Source organism: Vibrio sp. 10N.286.52.C3 (genome assembly GCF_041468865.1).
GTDB lineage: Bacteria > Pseudomonadota > Gammaproteobacteria > Enterobacterales > Vibrionaceae > Vibrio > Vibrio crassostreae_C.
In genome coordinates this window covers 13,512-31,074 of sequence record NZ_JBFRJM010000024.1, presented here as the reverse complement: position 1 = coordinate 31,074, position 17,563 = coordinate 13,512, and the positions used below count along the sequence as shown (strand labels likewise).

Annotated in this window: 15 protein-coding genes; 10 read left to right on the top strand and 5 right to left on the bottom strand. The window is 45.4% G+C overall.

Translation table 11 applies throughout. From position 1 onward, the window contains the following. Nucleotides 1-125 precede the first annotated feature (125 nt). The gene (locus AB4138_RS09960) at nucleotides 126-884 is read right to left on the bottom strand and encodes an ABC transporter substrate-binding protein (protein WP_017061220.1); all 759 of its coding nucleotides are present in this window, start codon (nucleotides 882-884) and stop codon (nucleotides 126-128) included. 88 nt (nucleotides 885-972) lie between these two features. Here AB4138_RS09960 and AB4138_RS09955 point away from each other — a divergent pair, with 88 nt between their 5' ends. Next, nucleotides 973-3,408, top strand: coding sequence for a response regulator (locus tag AB4138_RS09955; protein WP_372305854.1), 2,436 nt, complete (start codon nucleotides 973-975; stop codon nucleotides 3,406-3,408). A gap of 117 nt (nucleotides 3,409-3,525) precedes the next feature. Here AB4138_RS09955 and AB4138_RS09950 read toward each other — a convergent pair whose 3' ends face one another. After that, nucleotides 3,526-4,254: a UTRA domain-containing protein gene (locus AB4138_RS09950; RefSeq protein ID WP_102428102.1), complete on the bottom strand. Its 729-nt coding sequence runs from the start codon at nucleotides 4,252-4,254 to the stop codon at nucleotides 3,526-3,528. Nucleotides 4,255-4,465: 211 nt separating this feature from the next. Here AB4138_RS09950 and AB4138_RS09945 point away from each other — a divergent pair, with 211 nt between their 5' ends. The 6 genes from AB4138_RS09945 (at nucleotide 4,466) to AB4138_RS09920 (ending at nucleotide 9,870) form a co-directional block, all read left to right on the top strand. Then, the gene (locus AB4138_RS09945; RefSeq protein WP_372305851.1) at nucleotides 4,466-5,590 is read left to right on the top strand and encodes an ABC transporter substrate-binding protein; all 1,125 of its coding nucleotides are present in this window, start codon (nucleotides 4,466-4,468) and stop codon (nucleotides 5,588-5,590) included. Nucleotides 5,591-5,651: 61 nt separating this feature from the next. Continuing rightward, nucleotides 5,652-6,515, top strand: coding sequence for an alkaline phosphatase family protein (locus AB4138_RS09940; protein WP_372305849.1), 864 nt, complete (start codon nucleotides 5,652-5,654; stop codon nucleotides 6,513-6,515). Beyond that, nucleotides 6,512-7,405, top strand: coding sequence for an ABC transporter permease (locus AB4138_RS09935; protein WP_372305846.1), 894 nt, complete (start codon nucleotides 6,512-6,514; stop codon nucleotides 7,403-7,405). Before AB4138_RS09940 ends, AB4138_RS09935 begins: the two co-directional genes overlap by 4 nt. Then, nucleotides 7,405-8,190 carry an ABC transporter permease gene (locus AB4138_RS09930; RefSeq protein WP_004732591.1) on the top strand — a complete coding sequence of 262 codons (786 nt, stop codon included), beginning with the start codon at nucleotides 7,405-7,407 and terminating at the stop codon, nucleotides 8,188-8,190. The genes AB4138_RS09935 and AB4138_RS09930 overlap by 1 nt, the downstream gene beginning before the upstream one ends. Further along, entirely contained in the window at nucleotides 8,190-9,209 is a 1,020-nt protein-coding gene (locus tag AB4138_RS09925; RefSeq protein ID WP_372149327.1) for an ABC transporter ATP-binding protein, read from the top strand. The genes AB4138_RS09930 and AB4138_RS09925 overlap by 1 nt, the downstream gene beginning before the upstream one ends. Before the next feature lies 1 nt (nucleotide 9,210). Next, nucleotides 9,211-9,870, top strand: coding sequence for an HAD family hydrolase (locus tag AB4138_RS09920; RefSeq protein ID WP_372112024.1), 660 nt, complete (start codon nucleotides 9,211-9,213; stop codon nucleotides 9,868-9,870). Nucleotides 9,871-9,945: 75 nt separating this feature from the next. On the opposite strand, the gene AB4138_RS09915 is transcribed toward AB4138_RS09920, so the two are convergent. The 3 genes from AB4138_RS09915 to AB4138_RS09905 form a co-directional block, all read right to left on the bottom strand. After that, on the bottom strand, nucleotides 9,946-10,611 hold the full coding sequence (locus AB4138_RS09915) for a response regulator (protein WP_017094156.1): 666 nt from the start codon (nucleotides 10,609-10,611) through the stop codon (nucleotides 9,946-9,948). Next, on the bottom strand, nucleotides 10,608-11,978 hold the full coding sequence (locus AB4138_RS09910; protein WP_017061238.1) for an ATP-binding protein: 1,371 nt from the start codon (nucleotides 11,976-11,978) through the stop codon (nucleotides 10,608-10,610). The genes AB4138_RS09915 and AB4138_RS09910 overlap by 4 nt, the downstream gene beginning before the upstream one ends. 288 nt (nucleotides 11,979-12,266) lie before the next feature. Next, complete coding sequence (locus AB4138_RS09905; RefSeq protein WP_010432281.1) at nucleotides 12,267-12,512, bottom strand: hypothetical protein; 246 nt, start codon at nucleotides 12,510-12,512, stop codon at nucleotides 12,267-12,269. Nucleotides 12,513-12,813: 301 nt separating this feature from the next. Between AB4138_RS09905 and AB4138_RS09900 the strand changes: the two genes are divergently transcribed. The 3 genes from AB4138_RS09900 (at nucleotide 12,814) to AB4138_RS09890 (ending at nucleotide 17,556) form a co-directional block, all read left to right on the top strand. Then, nucleotides 12,814-14,862, top strand: coding sequence for a DUF3466 family protein (locus tag AB4138_RS09900; RefSeq protein ID WP_372305843.1), 2,049 nt, complete (start codon nucleotides 12,814-12,816; stop codon nucleotides 14,860-14,862). A 452-nt stretch (nucleotides 14,863-15,314) separates the two neighbouring features. Then, complete coding sequence (gene hppD, locus AB4138_RS09895) at nucleotides 15,315-16,388, top strand: 4-hydroxyphenylpyruvate dioxygenase (protein WP_102397962.1); 1,074 nt, start codon at nucleotides 15,315-15,317, stop codon at nucleotides 16,386-16,388. After that, a complete protein-coding gene (locus AB4138_RS09890) occupies nucleotides 16,381-17,556 on the top strand; it encodes a homogentisate 1,2-dioxygenase (protein ID WP_104216085.1) in 1,176 nt (391 codons plus the stop codon). Before hppD ends, AB4138_RS09890 begins: the two co-directional genes overlap by 8 nt. The last annotated feature ends 7 nt before the right edge of the window (nucleotides 17,557-17,563 follow it).

The following is a 17,563-nucleotide window of genomic DNA, read 5'->3' as shown; positions in this document are numbered from 1 at the left end:
TAAAAGGCCGCCCTGCTATCTAGTATGAAGCAGGGCGGCCTTTTCGGTTTTAGAGAGTCAGGCATCAACGAGAGTTAACGTACGTGACTAAGCTATCCGTTGATAAGTTCTACGTTACGCTGGTGCTATAAGTAACTCTGTACGATGTCGTCAAGCTGTCCATCGTCTTTCATTTGGTCTAGGCGTTGGTTGATGAAGCTTTGCAGTTTAGGATCCATCTCAGGGTCAAACGCCAAATGGATAGGGTAGTTATTGATGACAGAACCAAACTCTTGCATCTGGTAATCATCAATACTCAGTTTTTGTTCGTTTAGGTTGTATTTGATTCGTGATTCCATTTCCACAAACACGGTGTCGCCAGGTGCTCGGTTCAGGACACGAAACGCAGCAGTGTAATCTTTTACTCGAATCTCGTTGAGCTTGCCCTGTTGGATATAAGGTTCCAAGTTCGGATACTCAAATCCTTTCAGCAATACTACGGCTTTCCCATCGAGATCATCGATTGTATTGAACTCAAATGGCTTTTTACCGCTGCTGAGTAATACGTGTTTTACATTGTAAATCGGGTCTTCAGATAGGTTCGCAGATTGAATATTCCCCCAACTAGGGCTGCCATAGGTAACCCAGTTTGGATTCTCTCTCGCATCGAGCTTGTCGATCATTCGATTAAAAGGGTAGGTGTGGTAGTTGATCTCATATTGGCTGTCATCAAACACGGCTTCCACAATATCTGAAACAATTCCTCTGTGAGATGACCCGTCAGTTTCGATTTGAAAAGGTTGCGCTTGGCTCGCAATAATGTAGTAGTGAAGAGGTTCGTTTGCAGAAGCATAACTGCTTGAAAACAAACTGACTATGGATGCAACGATAAGATGTTTTTTCATAACCTTCCCTAGTTATTTGATGAATGACTACTATTATACTAGTTGAGTAATTGTAGTTTGCTAGGATAACAATAATGGTAATTTGTGTATGTTGACAAAAGGAAAACGCTACGTTGGACTCTCCCGACAGTTGATCGGGATGATAATAGCGATCAGTACCTTATTCACAGTTATAGTGACAGGTCTCGGGTTGTATGTAGAGTACCAAAGTCGAGTTTCTTTTATCAGCTCTCAGATCGAGCAGGTCAAGGCTGGCTACCTTTCTGGTTTAACGGCCAGTTTGTGGGTTGAAGATCGAGAGCAATTGTTTGTGCAAGCCGAAGGCATCTCTCGCCTCCCTTCGGTCAGTTACCTTCTTATCGAAAGTCCCGATGAAAAAATTCTAGAGTTAGGTCAAAAGACCGAAGGCCAATCTTATTCTCAGTCTTGGGAAATGGTGCACCAGATGGGCGGCACAGACTTCCCGTTGGCGACGCTCACGGTTCAATCAGACTTGAGCATGATCCTAGATGACTTTGAAGAACGAGTGTTATTGTGGCTCGCCTTCGAAGCCGTTAAAATCTTCTTGTTGTCTCTCGTATGTTTAACCATCGTCTATCGTCTTGTCGTAAAACGTTTGATGACTATGTCTTCCCAAATCAACCAACAACAGGTCGAAGACAACAAACCGCGCTTTATAACGCCAACTCACTCTACTTACAAAGATGAGATATCGACTCTAGAGAGTAGCTATAACCGATCGGTAGAACGTATTCGTCAACAATATCAAGAGCTGGAAAAAGCCAAAGACGTTGCTGAGGTGGCCAACCGCAATAAAAGTGAATTTCTTGCCAATATGAGTCACGAAATCCGTACACCAATGAATGGGATTATCGGGTTGTCGTCTTTGCTCTCTGAAATGGATATGCCGAAAGAGCAAAAAGAGTACATCAACATGCTCAACACCTCTTCGCTTACGTTGCTCGACTTAATCAACGACATTCTCGATTACTCGAAGATCGAAGCGGGGCGACTAGAGCTTCAGCAAGAGCCGATGAAAATGATGGGCATTGCGGCCGACGTTGAATCAACCTTTCGAGTGAAAGCCGAACAGAAAGGGCTTCGATTCCAATTAGCGATCGACCCTAAGATCCCAACCATGGTGATTGGCGACGGTACACAACTAAGACAAGTCCTAAATAACTTAGTAGGTAACGCGATTAAATTTACCGAGCATGGCCACGTCACGCTCTCGCTTCGTTTGGAAGAGGTGGTTGAGCCTGAGCAAAAACTCAGAGTGAGGTTCGAGGTTGTCGACAGCGGTATCGGTATTGCAGAAGACAAACAGAAATCGGTGTTCGATAAGTTTCAACAAGCCGACGGCAGTACCACACGTATTTATGGAGGCACAGGGCTTGGTCTAACAATATGCGAGAAGATAGTGACATTGATGGGCAGCAAGCTTGAACTCACCAGTGTTGAAGGTAAAGGCAGTACCTTCTATTTTACGGCTGACTTTGACCCGTGTTTAGAAGCCGATGAAAGCAATATCGATTTCAATAAGGTTTCGGTTCTGCTTGTGGATGATAGCCAGCTGAACATGCGTATAACGTCTACACAGCTTCAATCCTTTGGCGTTAAGTCTGAGTGCTGTGAAACGGCAAACCAAGCGTTAGAGTTGGTTTCAGAGTCTGTGGCTCAGTCATCACCTTATGATCTCGTTCTGATAGACAAAGTAATGCCGTCCGTTGATGGCTTTCAACTGGCGAGAAGCTTAGTTGAACGCTTTGGTAGCGAGTGTCCCAAGTTAGTGATGATCTCTGCTGACCCTAGAAAGCAAGATGAAGCTCGTGCTAAACAAGTCGGTTTTGTTGCCTACATTGCGCGTCCTTACCAAGATAATCAGCTTAAATGGACCATCAGTGAGGTACTCGCGAGAGCGGCTGATACTTCAGTCTTTACCTATCCGAACAGAGGAGAGGTTGCGTTTAAAGACAATGAACCTGTGCCGTTAAGTAAACCTGCAGCGGTTGTTAAAGATGCTCCCATTGTCTCTGTAAACGCCACACCAGCCGATAAACAAGCTCCAATTCAAGCAGAGTCAAAACCTGTCGCAGTTGCCGGAGAATTTAGTGGTACAGTTTTAGTTGTTGAAGACTCGCGAGTAAACCAACAAGTCGCCAAGATGATGCTCAAGAAGCTTGGCTTTGAGGTTGATATTGCCGACAACGGTGAAATTGGTGTCGAGAAATTCAAAGCCAACGAATACGAGATGATTTTTATGGATTGTCAGATGCCGGTTCTCGATGGCTTCGAAGCGACCAAGCAGATCCGAGCGCTCGAAGAAGGGGCTGCAAAGCATATTCCAATCATTGCGCTGACGGCCAACGTCGTGCAGCGAGACAAGCATTTGTGCTTCGATGTAGGCATGGATGAGTTTTTACCTAAGCCTGTTAACCAAGGGAAACTGAGAGAGATCGTTGCGAGTTTTTTATCTAAAGAAACCGATTCGACCAAAGAAGAAGATGAGCAAAAGATTGTTTAGTTAGTGCCTCATTAAACGTAACCGTTGAAAATAAAAACTCCGACTAAATCCGTCGGAGTTTTTGTATGTGCTCGATTTTTTTCCTAAGCCTAAGCCTAAGCAAATGGTTACGTGACGCTAACCAATACTATCAATATGAATCACCACAGAATCGGGTCGCCAGTATTCCAACTCGCAATCCATTAGTTCACCGTCCTGTTTGTAGTTCACACGGCAGATCTTCAGCACCGGTTGACCCTCAGCCAAATTTAGCGCCTTAGCGACATAGGCTGGGGCTGAAGTGGGAATTACATCAAAACGCGAGCGTTGGGTCTCGTAGCCGTATTTTTCTCGGTAGATGCCTGTTAGTGACATGGTGAGGTTTTCCGACAAGACACCATCAAATAAGGGCGCTTTCAGTACATTTTCAACAAACAGCACTGCTCTACCATCAATAAAACGCAAGCGCTCAATCACGTGTATTGGCGTTATCTGCTCTATCTCTAATGCTTTGGCGTAATCGCCTGTCGCCATCTCTGTACGGGTGCTGAGCAGTCTGGTTTCTGCTATGCGGTGTTGTTCACGAATCATTTGATGAAAGTGAGAACGTGATAATGGGTTATAGCGAACACGTTCGGGTGACACATACCAGCCACGGCGCTCTTCTCTGTATATCAAACCTTCGGTTTCCAGAGACACCAACGCATCTTTGAGCGTGATTCGTGTGGTGGAAAACAGTTCGCTAAGGTTTCTTTCTGATGGCAGTTTTTGCCCTTCAATGAAGATACCTGATTGAAGCTGCTCTCGAATACTCGCCTTAATTCTTCCTAACTGTGTCCCTGATTGCCCGGTGCCCAATGTTCTCATTACTGATCTAGTCCATAAGTTCGTGTGCTTAATAAGGTAAACCATGGAGTTAACAGGAATGTGACAGTAAACAATGGCTTATTGTCATATGAGTGAAATATAACTGCCACGTAAATGCACTCGAACTGTCAAATAACTTACGGCAAACCGTCACATTCCGGCTATAGCATACAAAACGAACTTACTGACCTAGTCCAGAAGGATAGAGACAATGAAAACTTTGCTTAGCCGTTCAACTGTATCGCCAGCTAAATTAATCGGTTCACCTGCAAAATTGATAGGCACAACCGCTAAATTGATTGGTGTAACAGGACTTACGGCAACACTTTCAATGCCAGCGATGGCGAAGGATGCTGATCTTGAGTCACTGATTGAAGCCGCTCAAAAAGAGGGTGCAGTTTACAGTGTGGGTATGCCAGACAGTTGGGCAAACTGGAAAGGCACATGGACTGACCTGAAAGCAAACTACGGTTTGAAGCATCAGGATACCGATATGAGCTCGGCGCAAGAGATCTCGAAATTTGAAGCAGAGAAGAAAAACGCAACCGCTGATATTGGTGATGTGGGTTTCGCATTCGCACGTGTGGCCGTAAAGAAAAACGTCACTCAGCCATACAAACCAACCACTTGGAATGACATTCCAGACTGGGCAAAAGACAAAGATGGTCACTGGGCTCTGGCTTACACAGGTACTATCTCGTTCATTTCAAACAACAACCTTGTTGAAGATGCGCCGAAAACTTGGAGTGACCTACTAGAAGGCGACTACAAAGTCACAGTGGGCGATGTCGGCGTAGCCGCGCAAGCAAACAACGCGATTTTAGCGGCAGCATTTGCTAATGGCGGTGACGAGTCGAACCTGAAACCAGCGATTAAATTCTTTGGTGAATTAGCGAAGCAAGGCCGTCTGTCTTACACCGACCCAAGCATCGCGAATCTTGAAAAAGGCGAAGTGGAAGTGGCAATCATGTGGGACTTCAACGCACTGAACTACCGCGACAAGATTGACCGTGAGCGCTTTACCGTCAGCATTCCACAAGATGGCTCAGTGATTTCTGGTTACACCACCATCATTAATAAATACGCACAAAACCCGAACGCGGCGAAGTTGGCTCGTGAATACATCTTCAGCGACCAAGGCCAAATCAACCTAGCAGAAGGTTACGCGCGCCCAATCCGTAGCAGCGTTACGCTACCTCAATCAGTACAAGACAAGCTGATCTCGAACGAAGAATACAGCAATGTGCACCCAGTATCTGACTTCTCAGCATGGGAAAAATCAGCACGTCGTCTGCCACGTCAATGGCAAGAAAGCGTATTGATTCACCAGCAATAACCCCGCTTAACACGCCACCTATAACGGGTGGCTTATAGAAACAAGCAATAGAGAATAGACCATGAGCAATAAGGTTATCCTTGTTGTTCTAGATGGACTGAACTATCAGGTAGCCCGTGATTGCATGGGCTACCTGAACGGCCTTCTAGAACTAAGCAATTTGCAGACAAAACAGGGCACTTCGCAAATCATGAGCGCGCAAAAAAACAAGCTGCGCGCCACGCTTTACCCTGTGCAATGTGAGCTGCCATCTATGTCACGCCCGCTGTATGAGTGCATTTTAACTGGGGTTCGCCCTGTCGAGAGTGGCATCGTTAACAACCAAATCGTGCGTTTATCGAATCACGAGTCGATCTTTAGCTTGGCTAAATCGCAGGGCAAAGTGACGGCTGCTGCGGCATATCATTGGGTGAGTGAGCTGTATAACCGAGCGCCGTTTGACGCTGTGCGTGACCGTTTTACCAACGATGAGACCATGAACATTCAACACGGCTGTTTCTACCATTGGGACCACTACCCAGATGAAGCCTTGTTCTTGGATGCAGAGCACTTGCGCGTGACTCATCAGCCTGATTTTTTACTGATTCACCCAATGAACATTGACGACATGGGACACAAGCATGGGCTGGATTCTCGCCAGTACCGTAATAGTGCTCGTGGCGTGGATATTTACCTATCAAACTATCTTGAGAAATGGGTAGACGATGGTTATCAAGTGATCATCACCAGTGACCACGGCATGAACAATGACTTGTCTCACGGTGGCATTCTGCCTGAAGAGCGTGAAGTGCCATTCTTTGTGATTGGCGATAAGTTCACACACCAAGCCTGTTCAGTGAAACAGACCGATATCTGCGGCAGCGTCTGTCAGTTACTCAACCTTGAACACGATAAATCTTACACTCAGGAATTGTTGGCCTTATGAGCAGTTCTGTAATTACGCAGAGCGATGGCTCTGCGCTTCAACCCAAAACCAAATCTTTGTTTCAACGCTTCAAGCCCGCTTTGTGGCTTGCGCCTTTCGCGCTGTTTTTCTACTTGTTCCAACTGGCACCTATGGTTTGGGTGCTGATCAACAGCTTCTTCTATGATGATGAGCTCTCTCTCGAAAACTATTCTGAAATATTCGACTCTGCCTTCATGATGCAGGCCTTCGGTAACAGTTTATGGCTGTCGATTTGGTCGAGCATTGTTGGCTTAGCGATTGCGACTCTGCTCGTTTCTTCATTGCGCCGCGTTGATTCTAAAATCCGCGATGCGGTGATTGCGTTTACAAACATGAGCAGCAACTACTCTGGTGTGCCTTTGTCGTTCGCCTTCATCATCATCTTGGGCACTAATGGTGCGATCACCTTATTGCTCAAGCAGTATGGATTACTGGGTGATTTTGACTTGTACGGTAAGTGGGGTTTGCTAGCGATTTACATCTACTTCCAGATCCCGTTAGCGGTTTTATTGCTGTATCCAGCGTTTGATGCCTTGAGTGACAATTGGCAAGCAGCTTCGGCATTGCTTGGTGCGAAAACTTGGCAGTACTGGACCAAAATAGCGCTGCCTGTGCTGTCTCCTGCCTTGTTCGGCACCTTCATCATCTTGATTGCAAATGCGATTGGCGCCTACGCGAGCGTGTATGCGTTGACCTCGGGCAACTACAACGTGATTACGATTCGAATCGCGAGCTTGGTATCGGGCGACTTGTTCTTAGAACCAAACCTAGCTGCGGCAATTTCAGTGATTCTGATGGCGATGCTGGCCTTCATCACCGTGATTAACCAATGGCTGATCAGCAAAAGCTACGCAGGGAAGAGAAAGTAATGAACACCGTCAATACTCGTTTTCATAAAACGGTTGTCTATTCGATTGTCGGCATCATGATGATCCCGATCTTAGCGACCTTTATTTACTCGATCTCTTCTCGTTGGGGCGCAACGATCCTGCCGGATGGCTTCACGTTAGATTGGTATATCAACCTGCTGACCGATCCTCGCTTCTTACAAGCCTTTGGTCGTTCCCTGTTTATCTGTGTGGCGGCGCTGTCATTGAGTGTGGTGTTGGTTCTGCCTGCGATTTTCGTTGTGTTTTACTATTTCCCGAAACTCGACAAGGTGATGAATATCCTGATTTTATTGCCGTTCGCGGTGCCGCCAGTAGTGTCGTCAGTCGGCTTGCTTCAGCTGTATGCAGACAGCGAAATCTCACTGATAGGCACGCCGTGGATTTTGATTGGTACTTACTTCACCATCGCGCTGCCATTCATGTACCGCGCGATTGCCAACAGCTTTGAAGCAATCAACTTGCATGACTTGATGGACGCTGCTCACCTGCTCGGTGCAAGCACCACCAAGGCGTTCTTGTTGATTATTCTGCCAAACCTTAAGAAAGGCTTAATGGCGTCGCTGTTCTTGTCGTTCTCGTTCCTATTGGGCGAGTTCGTGTTCGCCAACATCTTGGTGGGTACACGTTACGAGACGCTGCAAATCTACCTATACAACATGCGTCAAACCAGCGGCCACTTCACGTCAGCCCTAGTGATGACGTACTTCCTGTTTATTTTCTTACTGACTTGGTTGGCAAGTCGTTTCAGCCAGGGAACAAAATAATGAGCTATGTAAATGCAAAAAACCTCACCAAGAGCTTTGGTGACAACACGGTGTTTGAAGGTATTGAATTTTCCATCGAGAAGGGCGAATTTATTACTCTGCTTGGCCCAAGTGGCTGTGGTAAATCAACTCTACTGCGCAGCTTGGCAGGCCTGAATCCTGTTGATGGTGGCGAGATCTGGGTGAACGGCGAAGAGATTACTCACCAAGTGCCACAACAGCGTGGCATCGGCATGGTGTTTCAATCTTATGCACTGTTCCCGAACATGACGGTTGAGGGCAACATTGCGTTTGGCCTCAAGATGAAAAAGCTTGCTGCTGACGAGATTAAACGCGAAGTCGCGAAAGTGATTGGGCTGGTGGATTTAACGGGCAAAGAGAAATTCTACCCGCATCAGCTATCGGGCGGACAGCGTCAGCGAGTCGCCTTAGCTAGAGCCTTGGTGGTCAAGCCGCGTATTCTATTGCTCGATGAGCCACTTTCAGCGTTGGATGCGAAGATCCGAAAGCACCTACGCCAACAGATCCGAGATATTCAAAAAGAGATGAACCTGACCACGATCTTCGTGACCCACGATCAAGAAGAGGCGATGATCATGTCTGACCGCATCTTCTTGATGAATAAAGGTGAGATCGTACAAGCAGGCACACCCGAAGAGATCTACACTCAACCTGCCAATGAGTTTGTTGCTGGCTTCATGGGGCACTACAATCTGGTGCAAGCGAACAAGGCTAAACAACTGTTTAATATTGAAACCGAATGGAAAGTGGCGATTCGCCCTGAATCTATCTACGTTAAAGAGCAAGGCCGACAGTATGGCGAGCATATCTCCGCGCCGAAAACGGGCACCATTCGCAACCACCAGCTGCTGGGTAACGTGATTCGCTACCAAGTGGACGTTGATGAATGTGAATTAACCGTCGATTTACTTAACCGCTCCTCTGAGCGACTGTTGGCAAACGGCAGCCAACTTGAACTCCTATTTAACCTAAACGAAATTCAACCTGTGAGAGCCTAAGATGTTCAAACCTTTGTATGTATTTGATATGGACGAAACGCTGATCAATGCCGATGCAGCGATGCTCTGGAATGAGTTCTTGGTTGAAAAGGGCATTGCCACTGCCCCCAACTTTATTGAAGAAGATAAGCGCTTAATGGGCCAGTATTCGGAAGGTAAGCTGAACATGGAAGATTACCTCACGTTCGCTATGCAGCCACTGGCGGATATGCCAACAGAGCAAGTCACCGCCTTGGTCGAAGAGTGTGTCGAGCAGCATATTTTACCTAGGCAGTTCAAACAGTCGAAACCTTTGATTGAGCAGCTAGAGAATGATGATATCGATATGTTGATCATCTCTGCCAGCGTCACTTTCTTAGTGGAAGCGGTCGGCCGTAAGATTGGTATTGAGAACGCACTCGGTATTGATTTGATTGAAAACCAAGGTCGTTTTACTTCTCAAATCTCAGGTGTACCAAGCTACCGTGAAGGCAAAGTAGCGCGTTTAAAAGAGTGGTTAGACAATCAAGAAACCAACTACTCAGACATTCACTTTTATACGGATTCAATCAACGACTTACCTTTGTGTGAACACGCTGACTTTGCCTATCTGGTGAACCCATGTCCGCGTTTGAAAGCACTGGCCGATCAACCGAATTGGTCGATTCTCAACTGGGATTAACGCGATTCTGATATTCGAATTAGGTTCGTTCTAGAACTCATCAAGCCGCTGACTACAGCGGCTTTTTGATTCGTATTATTCTATTTCTAGTTTGTAACCTATCCCGTAAATGGATTTAATGTAGTCACATTTTTCATTTATCGAGACCATTTTTTTGCGTAAGTTTTTAATATGGCTATCGATAGTGCGATCACTGACCACTCTTCTATCGTCGTAGATTTTATCAATCAATTGATCGCGACTATAAATGCGGCCAACATTTTGATAGAGAAGGTGCAAAAGCCGAAACTCAGCTGGCGTTAAACTTAGCTTAATACCACATAGGACGGCGGTCATACTCAATTCATCAATATCAATGGCGTTCGTTGTTGACGTGGCTTGGGGCTTGTTGGAACGGCGCAAAATATTTTTCACCCTCACAACCACTTCTCTCGGGCTGTACGGCTTACATATATAATCATCTGCACCCAGTTCAAGCCCAACGAGTCGATCAATCTCTTCGACCTTGGCTGTCGCCATAACCACTGGGATGTCACTGAACGTTCTCAGCTCTCGATAAATATCCAACCCGTCTCGATTGGGTAGCATGAGGTCGAGAATAATGAGTTTAGGCGATGCTTGCTTTACCCAGTCAATGACAAGGTTACCATCGATAATATGATGACTTTCAAGGCCAGAGTGCTCTAAGTACTCACACAGTACACTTGCTAATGCAGGCTCATCTTCGACGACTAAAATCACGATTTTATTTCCTTTGGTAACGCTATGATGATTCGTAGTCCACCCAATTCTGAGTGGTCGGCAGTAATGTGTCCTTGGTGCGCTTCAACGATATTTTTACAGATAGATAAGCCAAGCCCAGAACCGCCACTTGATCGACTGCGCGATTTATCAACGCGGTAAAGCCTCTCAAACAAACGCGGAAGTGATGCATCAGGTACACCTGGATCACTGTCTTCAACGTTGATAATAATACTATCACTAATGTCGGTAACATCTATCGATACATGCCCATTATCGCTAGTGTATCGTGCGCTATTTTCCAACAGATTCACAAACAGTTGTGTCAGTAATCTCTCATCACACGAGGTAAACAGTGGGGCTGAATGGTCATAGTGCTTTGTTAATGTGATGTTTTTTTGTTCTAAACGGATCGAGTTTTGAACGATCACAGAATCAATCAGTTTATGTATATCAACGTTGTTTTTAACATTGAGGTTAAATCCGATGTCATACAGGGAGAGTTGGTGAAGATCCTCAACGAGTTGACCCAACGTGATGATTTGTTGATGTAACGAGTCGATGTATTTTGGTTCAGGTGATCGAATACCGTCTTGTAGCGCCTCTAGTTCACTTCTAAGCACGGTGATAGGCGTTCTAAGTTCATGTGAAATATCTGATAACCACTGTTCTCTAAGTGTTTTCTGTTTTCTTAGTGTCTCGACAACACCGTTGAATATTCCGATGAGATCAGACAATTCATCATTGCCGCTTTTTTTAATGTAGAAATCGAGATCGCCATTTTCGATAGATTTGGCACCTTTCGACAAAGCACGCAATGGTTTCAAAAATCGCCTAACAAGAAACAAAGAGATAAGGAATGAAAGTAACACGGTAATCGATGCGATAGTGCTTACATGCGTCGTTTGTTGTTTGAAAAAGCTTTCTGCTAAAGGCCCTGATATTTCATCCATCTGGACGATGGAGATATACCCAATAACTTGATCATCCAGTGTTATTTCGACTAGCGCTTGATGCTGACCATCTTCAAGGTGATGTAGGTTTTCAGGCGGTCCAATTATGGCTCGCCCGTCTTGATCTAAAATGTTGAGTCGTTGCCAAATAGGTTGAAGGCCTGGCGCTTCCGGCTCTCTTAATGGTGGTGGCGATGGGTGTCTGTCACGAGGATGTGGTCGTGAGGGGCCGCCAATGCTACTGGCGATTAAATGTGGTTCACGCTCTAGCCGCCTCCACTTTTCGGAAGGTGAGTAATATTGCTTTAAGTTATTGGCGAGTTCTTGAGCTAGGGCAATCTCATTATTATTTGTGAAATCTTGGAGCCCTCTTTGAAAACTGGAGTTAATAAAATAGGTCAGTACAAAGAGCATGGTCACGCACACCATTAGTATTGAAACAAACAGTTTGGTGAAAATTGATATGCGCACGTTCTCTCCAGAAATTAAAGTGAATTAAGACGATAGAGTGAGTTAAGACAATAAAATGAGATAAACCAATATTAGCCCTCGATCGTGTGGGAAATATGGACATTGATTTCTTTATTCATCTTAGGCCATGTATAAGCACTCTTTTGTTAGAAATGAATAGCGAGCTGACAGGGTGCTATACCCCATCAGCTCGCATTGAATTATCACTATTTTAGGATAACCCTCTAACCATTATTGACGTCTTGGTGGTGGTGGCGGAACTTCCTCTTCCGATAGACCACCGCTTCCATCTGCGTCTAGTTTATCAAAGTCATCGGCGAGTGGACCTCTGAGCTCTTCTAATTGTAACTCGCCATCACCGTTTGCATCCATTTCTTCAAAACTTGGCATTTCTCTTGGACCTTCACGGCTTTCAGCACACGCTTGAAGCGCGAATGTCGATGTCAGTAAAAGTAATGCTGTCGTGATTTTTTTCATAATTTAATTCCTATTCGTAACCAAATATAAGTGTATTTCTTTGACGCAAATAGGTTAGCGATCAAATTAGCAGAGAAAATGGATAAATCTAGGAGATGAAAGTTAGCGTTTAACTTTAATAGGGCATCAGTTCATCAGCCCATCAAGTCAGGTTGTTTAAACCTCCATTGTTTCTACATAGTTTCCACATTTTCTATTTTTATCCTAGTCCATTATTGAACTCATGAATTTAATGCCTTTAGCAATAAAGGCAGAAAGCTATCGTTGGTATTGAAATGGATTATTTTTTAGGAGCCGTAGAATGAAGGCAATGGTAAAAAAATCAGTCGTTGTCTCTTCTACGTTGTTGGTTGCTTCTTATAGTAACGCTGCTCTTTATAGGGTGGTTTTGGAGGAATCACCAGTAGAAACTGAATCGGTGTATGGGGTCGCAGTTGAACCAGAGCTTGGTACAACGGATTGCTTTAGTACCAGTTGTGGTGACACCGACTACGCATTCGCAGGGGAAGCTCAAAATGCAGAACCAGGTTTTTCCTTTAAAGAGGAGGTCCCCTTTGGTATCGATAACACGTTCTACTATTTGGATTATGACGATATCTATAGCTACTGCACGAGCGAACTTGGCTACGCGACTTGTGAAGCTTGGAGTTCTTTATTGTGGTATGGCGATGATGATGCGGGCATTGGAGGCTTGAAAAATGAGCGTGATGCGTATTACGGGCTGAGCTATCAGACCAATTCCACGGCTTTTTATGATTCTTCTTCGCTAAGCGAGATCCCAGATGTTGGCAGCAACCCACCTGATGTGAGCAGTTATAGTTATTCCTTTGTTGATGGAACAGAGGAGAAGGTCATCACTAAAGTTGACGAGAATGGTTTTGTTCTTGGTAACACCAGCAGTGGTTACTACAGTTATAACAACCAATATATTCAGTTGTATAGGCAGCGTGGTTACTACGATACAGGCACTGAATTTACGGTTCTCCAACCTGAAGCCGATACCAGCATTACGATCAGCGATGCTGACGGCGAAGCGAATATAATCTCCCAAATGGGAAGAACGATGGCTTTTGATTCTTTCAGTTATGGAGGGGAAAGCTATGTGGTCGGAAGCGCGTCCGTTGCGACTTTTTATTACAGTGATGAGTATAAAGATTATGACTCTCCGTACACATCCGACAGTGATGCAGAGGATCTAGATAATTGTATCGATGAAGATATTGAGCCTGCTTTATATCCAGAGTGTCAGAACTTTGCTTTTGCTAATCGAGCTTTTGTCTGGAATATAACCGATGCGAATGGCCCCAATGATGATGGGAACCGTTTCTCAGTATCTGATTGGGAAACCAGTTCGACCTATTACTCTTACAACGATGATGAAGCTTCAGCACAGGCGAGTGTGAGGGCTGCAACGATTTCATCTAGAGGGACATATAGCTCTTATCCTGTTTTAGTCGGTTACAATACGGAGCTAGATGATTCTGATAACTTTTTTATGCAGGCTGCTGTGTTTAGGCCAAGCAGTACGTCAAATTTCAGCGTTTCGGAAAATGCTTGGACGACGACATTTATCGCTAATGCGACGGTAGAAGTGAGTGATTCATACATTCACAGTAATTCTGTCGCAACAGATATTAATGAAAACATGATGGTTATTGGTTATGCAAAACGAGATGGTGATTATCCGTCGGATCGTGTGTCTGACAATCGTATGTTTGTCGCTGATGCGAATGACACAACGCCAACAGCTACATTCTTCGCAAGTTTAGGTGAAGACATTTTCTTTGATAGTGCAGAAGGAAAAGCAAGTGAGATCAATAATTACAATGAAATTGTTGGCTATGTTGACGCAGAAACTCACTCTGAAGTAGACGGCCATGAAAGGAGGCATCGCGGCTTCATTTTCCCTTACAACGACATTGGTACCGATGCTGATAGACGTGCAAGATATAATGATCAAGCTTGGTGGTTAGACGACCTAACTAACGGTGGTGACGACAGTGATGCCAACAACCACTTTAGAATATTGGACGCAACCGACATTAATGATGCGGGTGTTATCTCAGGGACGGCAATACAATGTTTTGCGAGTGAAAGTAGCTCCTCTTCTATGGCTTATGATTCAACCGCGCACTTTGCATATTGTAATGATGGAGTAGGTGACGAGAGGGTGGTGGCTGTGAAACTTATCCCGATATCTGGAGCAACAAGTGAAGACATTGCTGAAAGAAGTGATGATAGCGCTGAAGATGTTGAACGTAGTGGTGCCGGTACCGGGTTATTGGTGCTTATCAGTTTGATGTCCGTGCTTTCAGTTCGCTTGAAAAAATCTCGTTCTGTGATTACCTAAATTGATGACGTTCTCACGAGATAAACAACCTCTATTTGACCATCAACCATCAATCATCAACCATTAAAGTAATGGGTTAGAGTTGATGGCTCACCCTATGAGAATACCATTGGGATATGAAGCTTTTTAAAAGAGTATCACCTGTTTTGTGATGCTCTTTTTACGTTCAACATACACTTATCTCTTTCTGCTTTAGCCCATAAAGCTCAAATGTAACAATTCAATAACATTCCTTCTTCTTCTGTAAATCAAACCACCACCTTTCAATCCCTTGATAGCACTCACTTTCTTGTCTCGATGGTTTGTGTGTAACAAATATTTTACAAACTGACAGGGTTTCATCGAAATTGCCCATTTTCCTCCACCCATTCCATTATCTCGGCTTGTGGGCCAAATTTAATTAAGGACAAAAAATACACAACACAAAACCAATAGGTACAAGGAGGAAGTTCATGGTGGATACATACAACCCGCTTGGCACGGATGGATTCGAGTTTGTTGAATACACGGCCGTTGACCACAAGGGAATAGAGCAACTTAAAGCGCTGTTTGTGTCACTTGGTTTTGCTGAGATAGCCAAGCACCGCTCAAAAGAAGCTTGGCTGTATCGACAAGGTGATATCAATTTTATCGTCAATGAACAACCACACAGCCAAGCGGAAGCGTTCGCTAAAGTTCACGGCCCATCGGTGTGTGGCATGGCGTTTCGTGTTAACGATGCAACCACGGCAATGACGCAGGCGTCTAGCGGTGGTGGTGAAGAGTACAAGACAGAAATCGGGCCAATGGAGCTGAGCATTCCTGCTATTTACGGTATTGGTGAAAGTTTGCTTTATTTCGTAGACCGTTACGGCAAGCAGAGCATCTACGACGTTGATTTCCGATTCTATGATGACGCGCAAGAGCGCATGGCGAAAGCCGACGTAGGCCTTTATGAGATCGATCACCTCACGCACAACGTGAAACAAGGCAATATGGATCTGTGGTCTGGTTTTTATGAGCGTATCGGTAACTTTCGTGAGATTCGCTACTTCGACATTGAAGGTAAGCTGACAGGCCTTGTGAGCCGTGCCATGACCTCACCATGTGGCAAGATCCGTATTCCAATCAATGAGTCTTCCGACGACAAATCACAAATTGAAGAGTTCATTCGTGAATACAACGGCGAAGGTATCCAACACATCGCGCTTGCTACGGATGACATCTACAAAACGGTGAAAACCCTGCGTGATCGCGGCATGGACTTTATGCCAACCCCAGATACCTACTATGAGAAAGTTGACGATCGTGTAAAAGGCCACCGGGAAGATACCGATCTGTTGCGTGACCTACGCGTTCTGATTGATGGTGCGCCGACCAAAGACGGCATCTTGCTGCAAATTTTCACACAGACGGTAATCGGGCCTGTGTTCTTTGAAATCATTCAGCGTAAAGGTAATGAAGGCTTTGGCGAAGGTAACTTCAAAGCGCTGTTTGAATCGATTGAAGAGGACCAGATTCGTCGAGGAGTATTAGACGATGCATAAATGGATCTCGTTTCCTCATCGGGAGGGTGTGTGCTCTAAACAAGCGCACGCCGATTTTCCCGAAGAGGCAATTTATGAGCGAGAGGCGGGCCGAAGTGGGTTCTTCGGCCCAGCGGCTCACTTTCATCACCAACATGCCCCAACAGGTTGGTCGGAGTGGGAGGGTGATCTGCGCCCTCGCGCTTTTGATTTCACGCTGGTGGAAAAAGCCAGCCAGATAACGCCTTGGGCTGTGCCTCATCTTTTGCATAATGCGGACTGCAAAATTCGTGTGTGGCGCATGGACGAGAAGATGGATTTCTTGGTGCGTAATTCCGACGGTGATGAGCTGCTGTTCATTCATCAAGGCAGCGCCGATCTCTATTGTGACTATGGTCATCTAGAGGTGAGTGAAGGGGATTACGTGATGATCCCGCGCTCGACCAACTGGCGTTTAGAGCCAAGCGAGCCGATGTTTATCTTGATGATTGAGAACACAGACGCGGCTTACTCCTTGCCAGAGAAAGGCATGGTCGGCAATCACGCGGTGTTTGATCCAGCGGTTCTTGAAATACCATCGATCAACGATCAATTCCGCGCTCAGTATTCAGAAGATCAAACTCAAGTTCAGGTAAAACGCCACGACAAAGTCAGCGTGATCACTTATCCGTTCAATCCTTTAGACGCGATTGGCTGGCATGGTGACTTGGCTGTGGTGAAAGTGAACTGGCGCGATATCAGACCGCTGATGTCACATCGCTACCACTTGCCACCGTCTGCACACACGACTTTTGTTGGCGCAGGCTTTGTGGTGTGCACCTTTGTGCCACGCCCGATTGAGAGCGATCCTGGGGCGTTAAAAGTGCCGTTCTACCACAACAACGATGATTACGACGAAGTGCTGTTCTATCACGCAGGTGACTTCTTCAGTCGCGATAACATTGAGGCGGGCATGGTGACCTTCCATCCGGCTGGGTTTACGCATGGGCCTCACCCAAAAGCCTTTAAGGCAGGGCAAGCGTATAAGAAAAAGTTCACTGATGAAGTCGCGGTGATGATCGATACTCGCCACGCGCTGCAGTTCTCTGATGAACTCGATAGCGTTGAGAACAAAGAATATGTCTACAGTTGGCAAGACACGGGTTTGCAAGAGACAGGTTCTCAAACCATGGCTGACGATAAGAAGTAAGGGACAA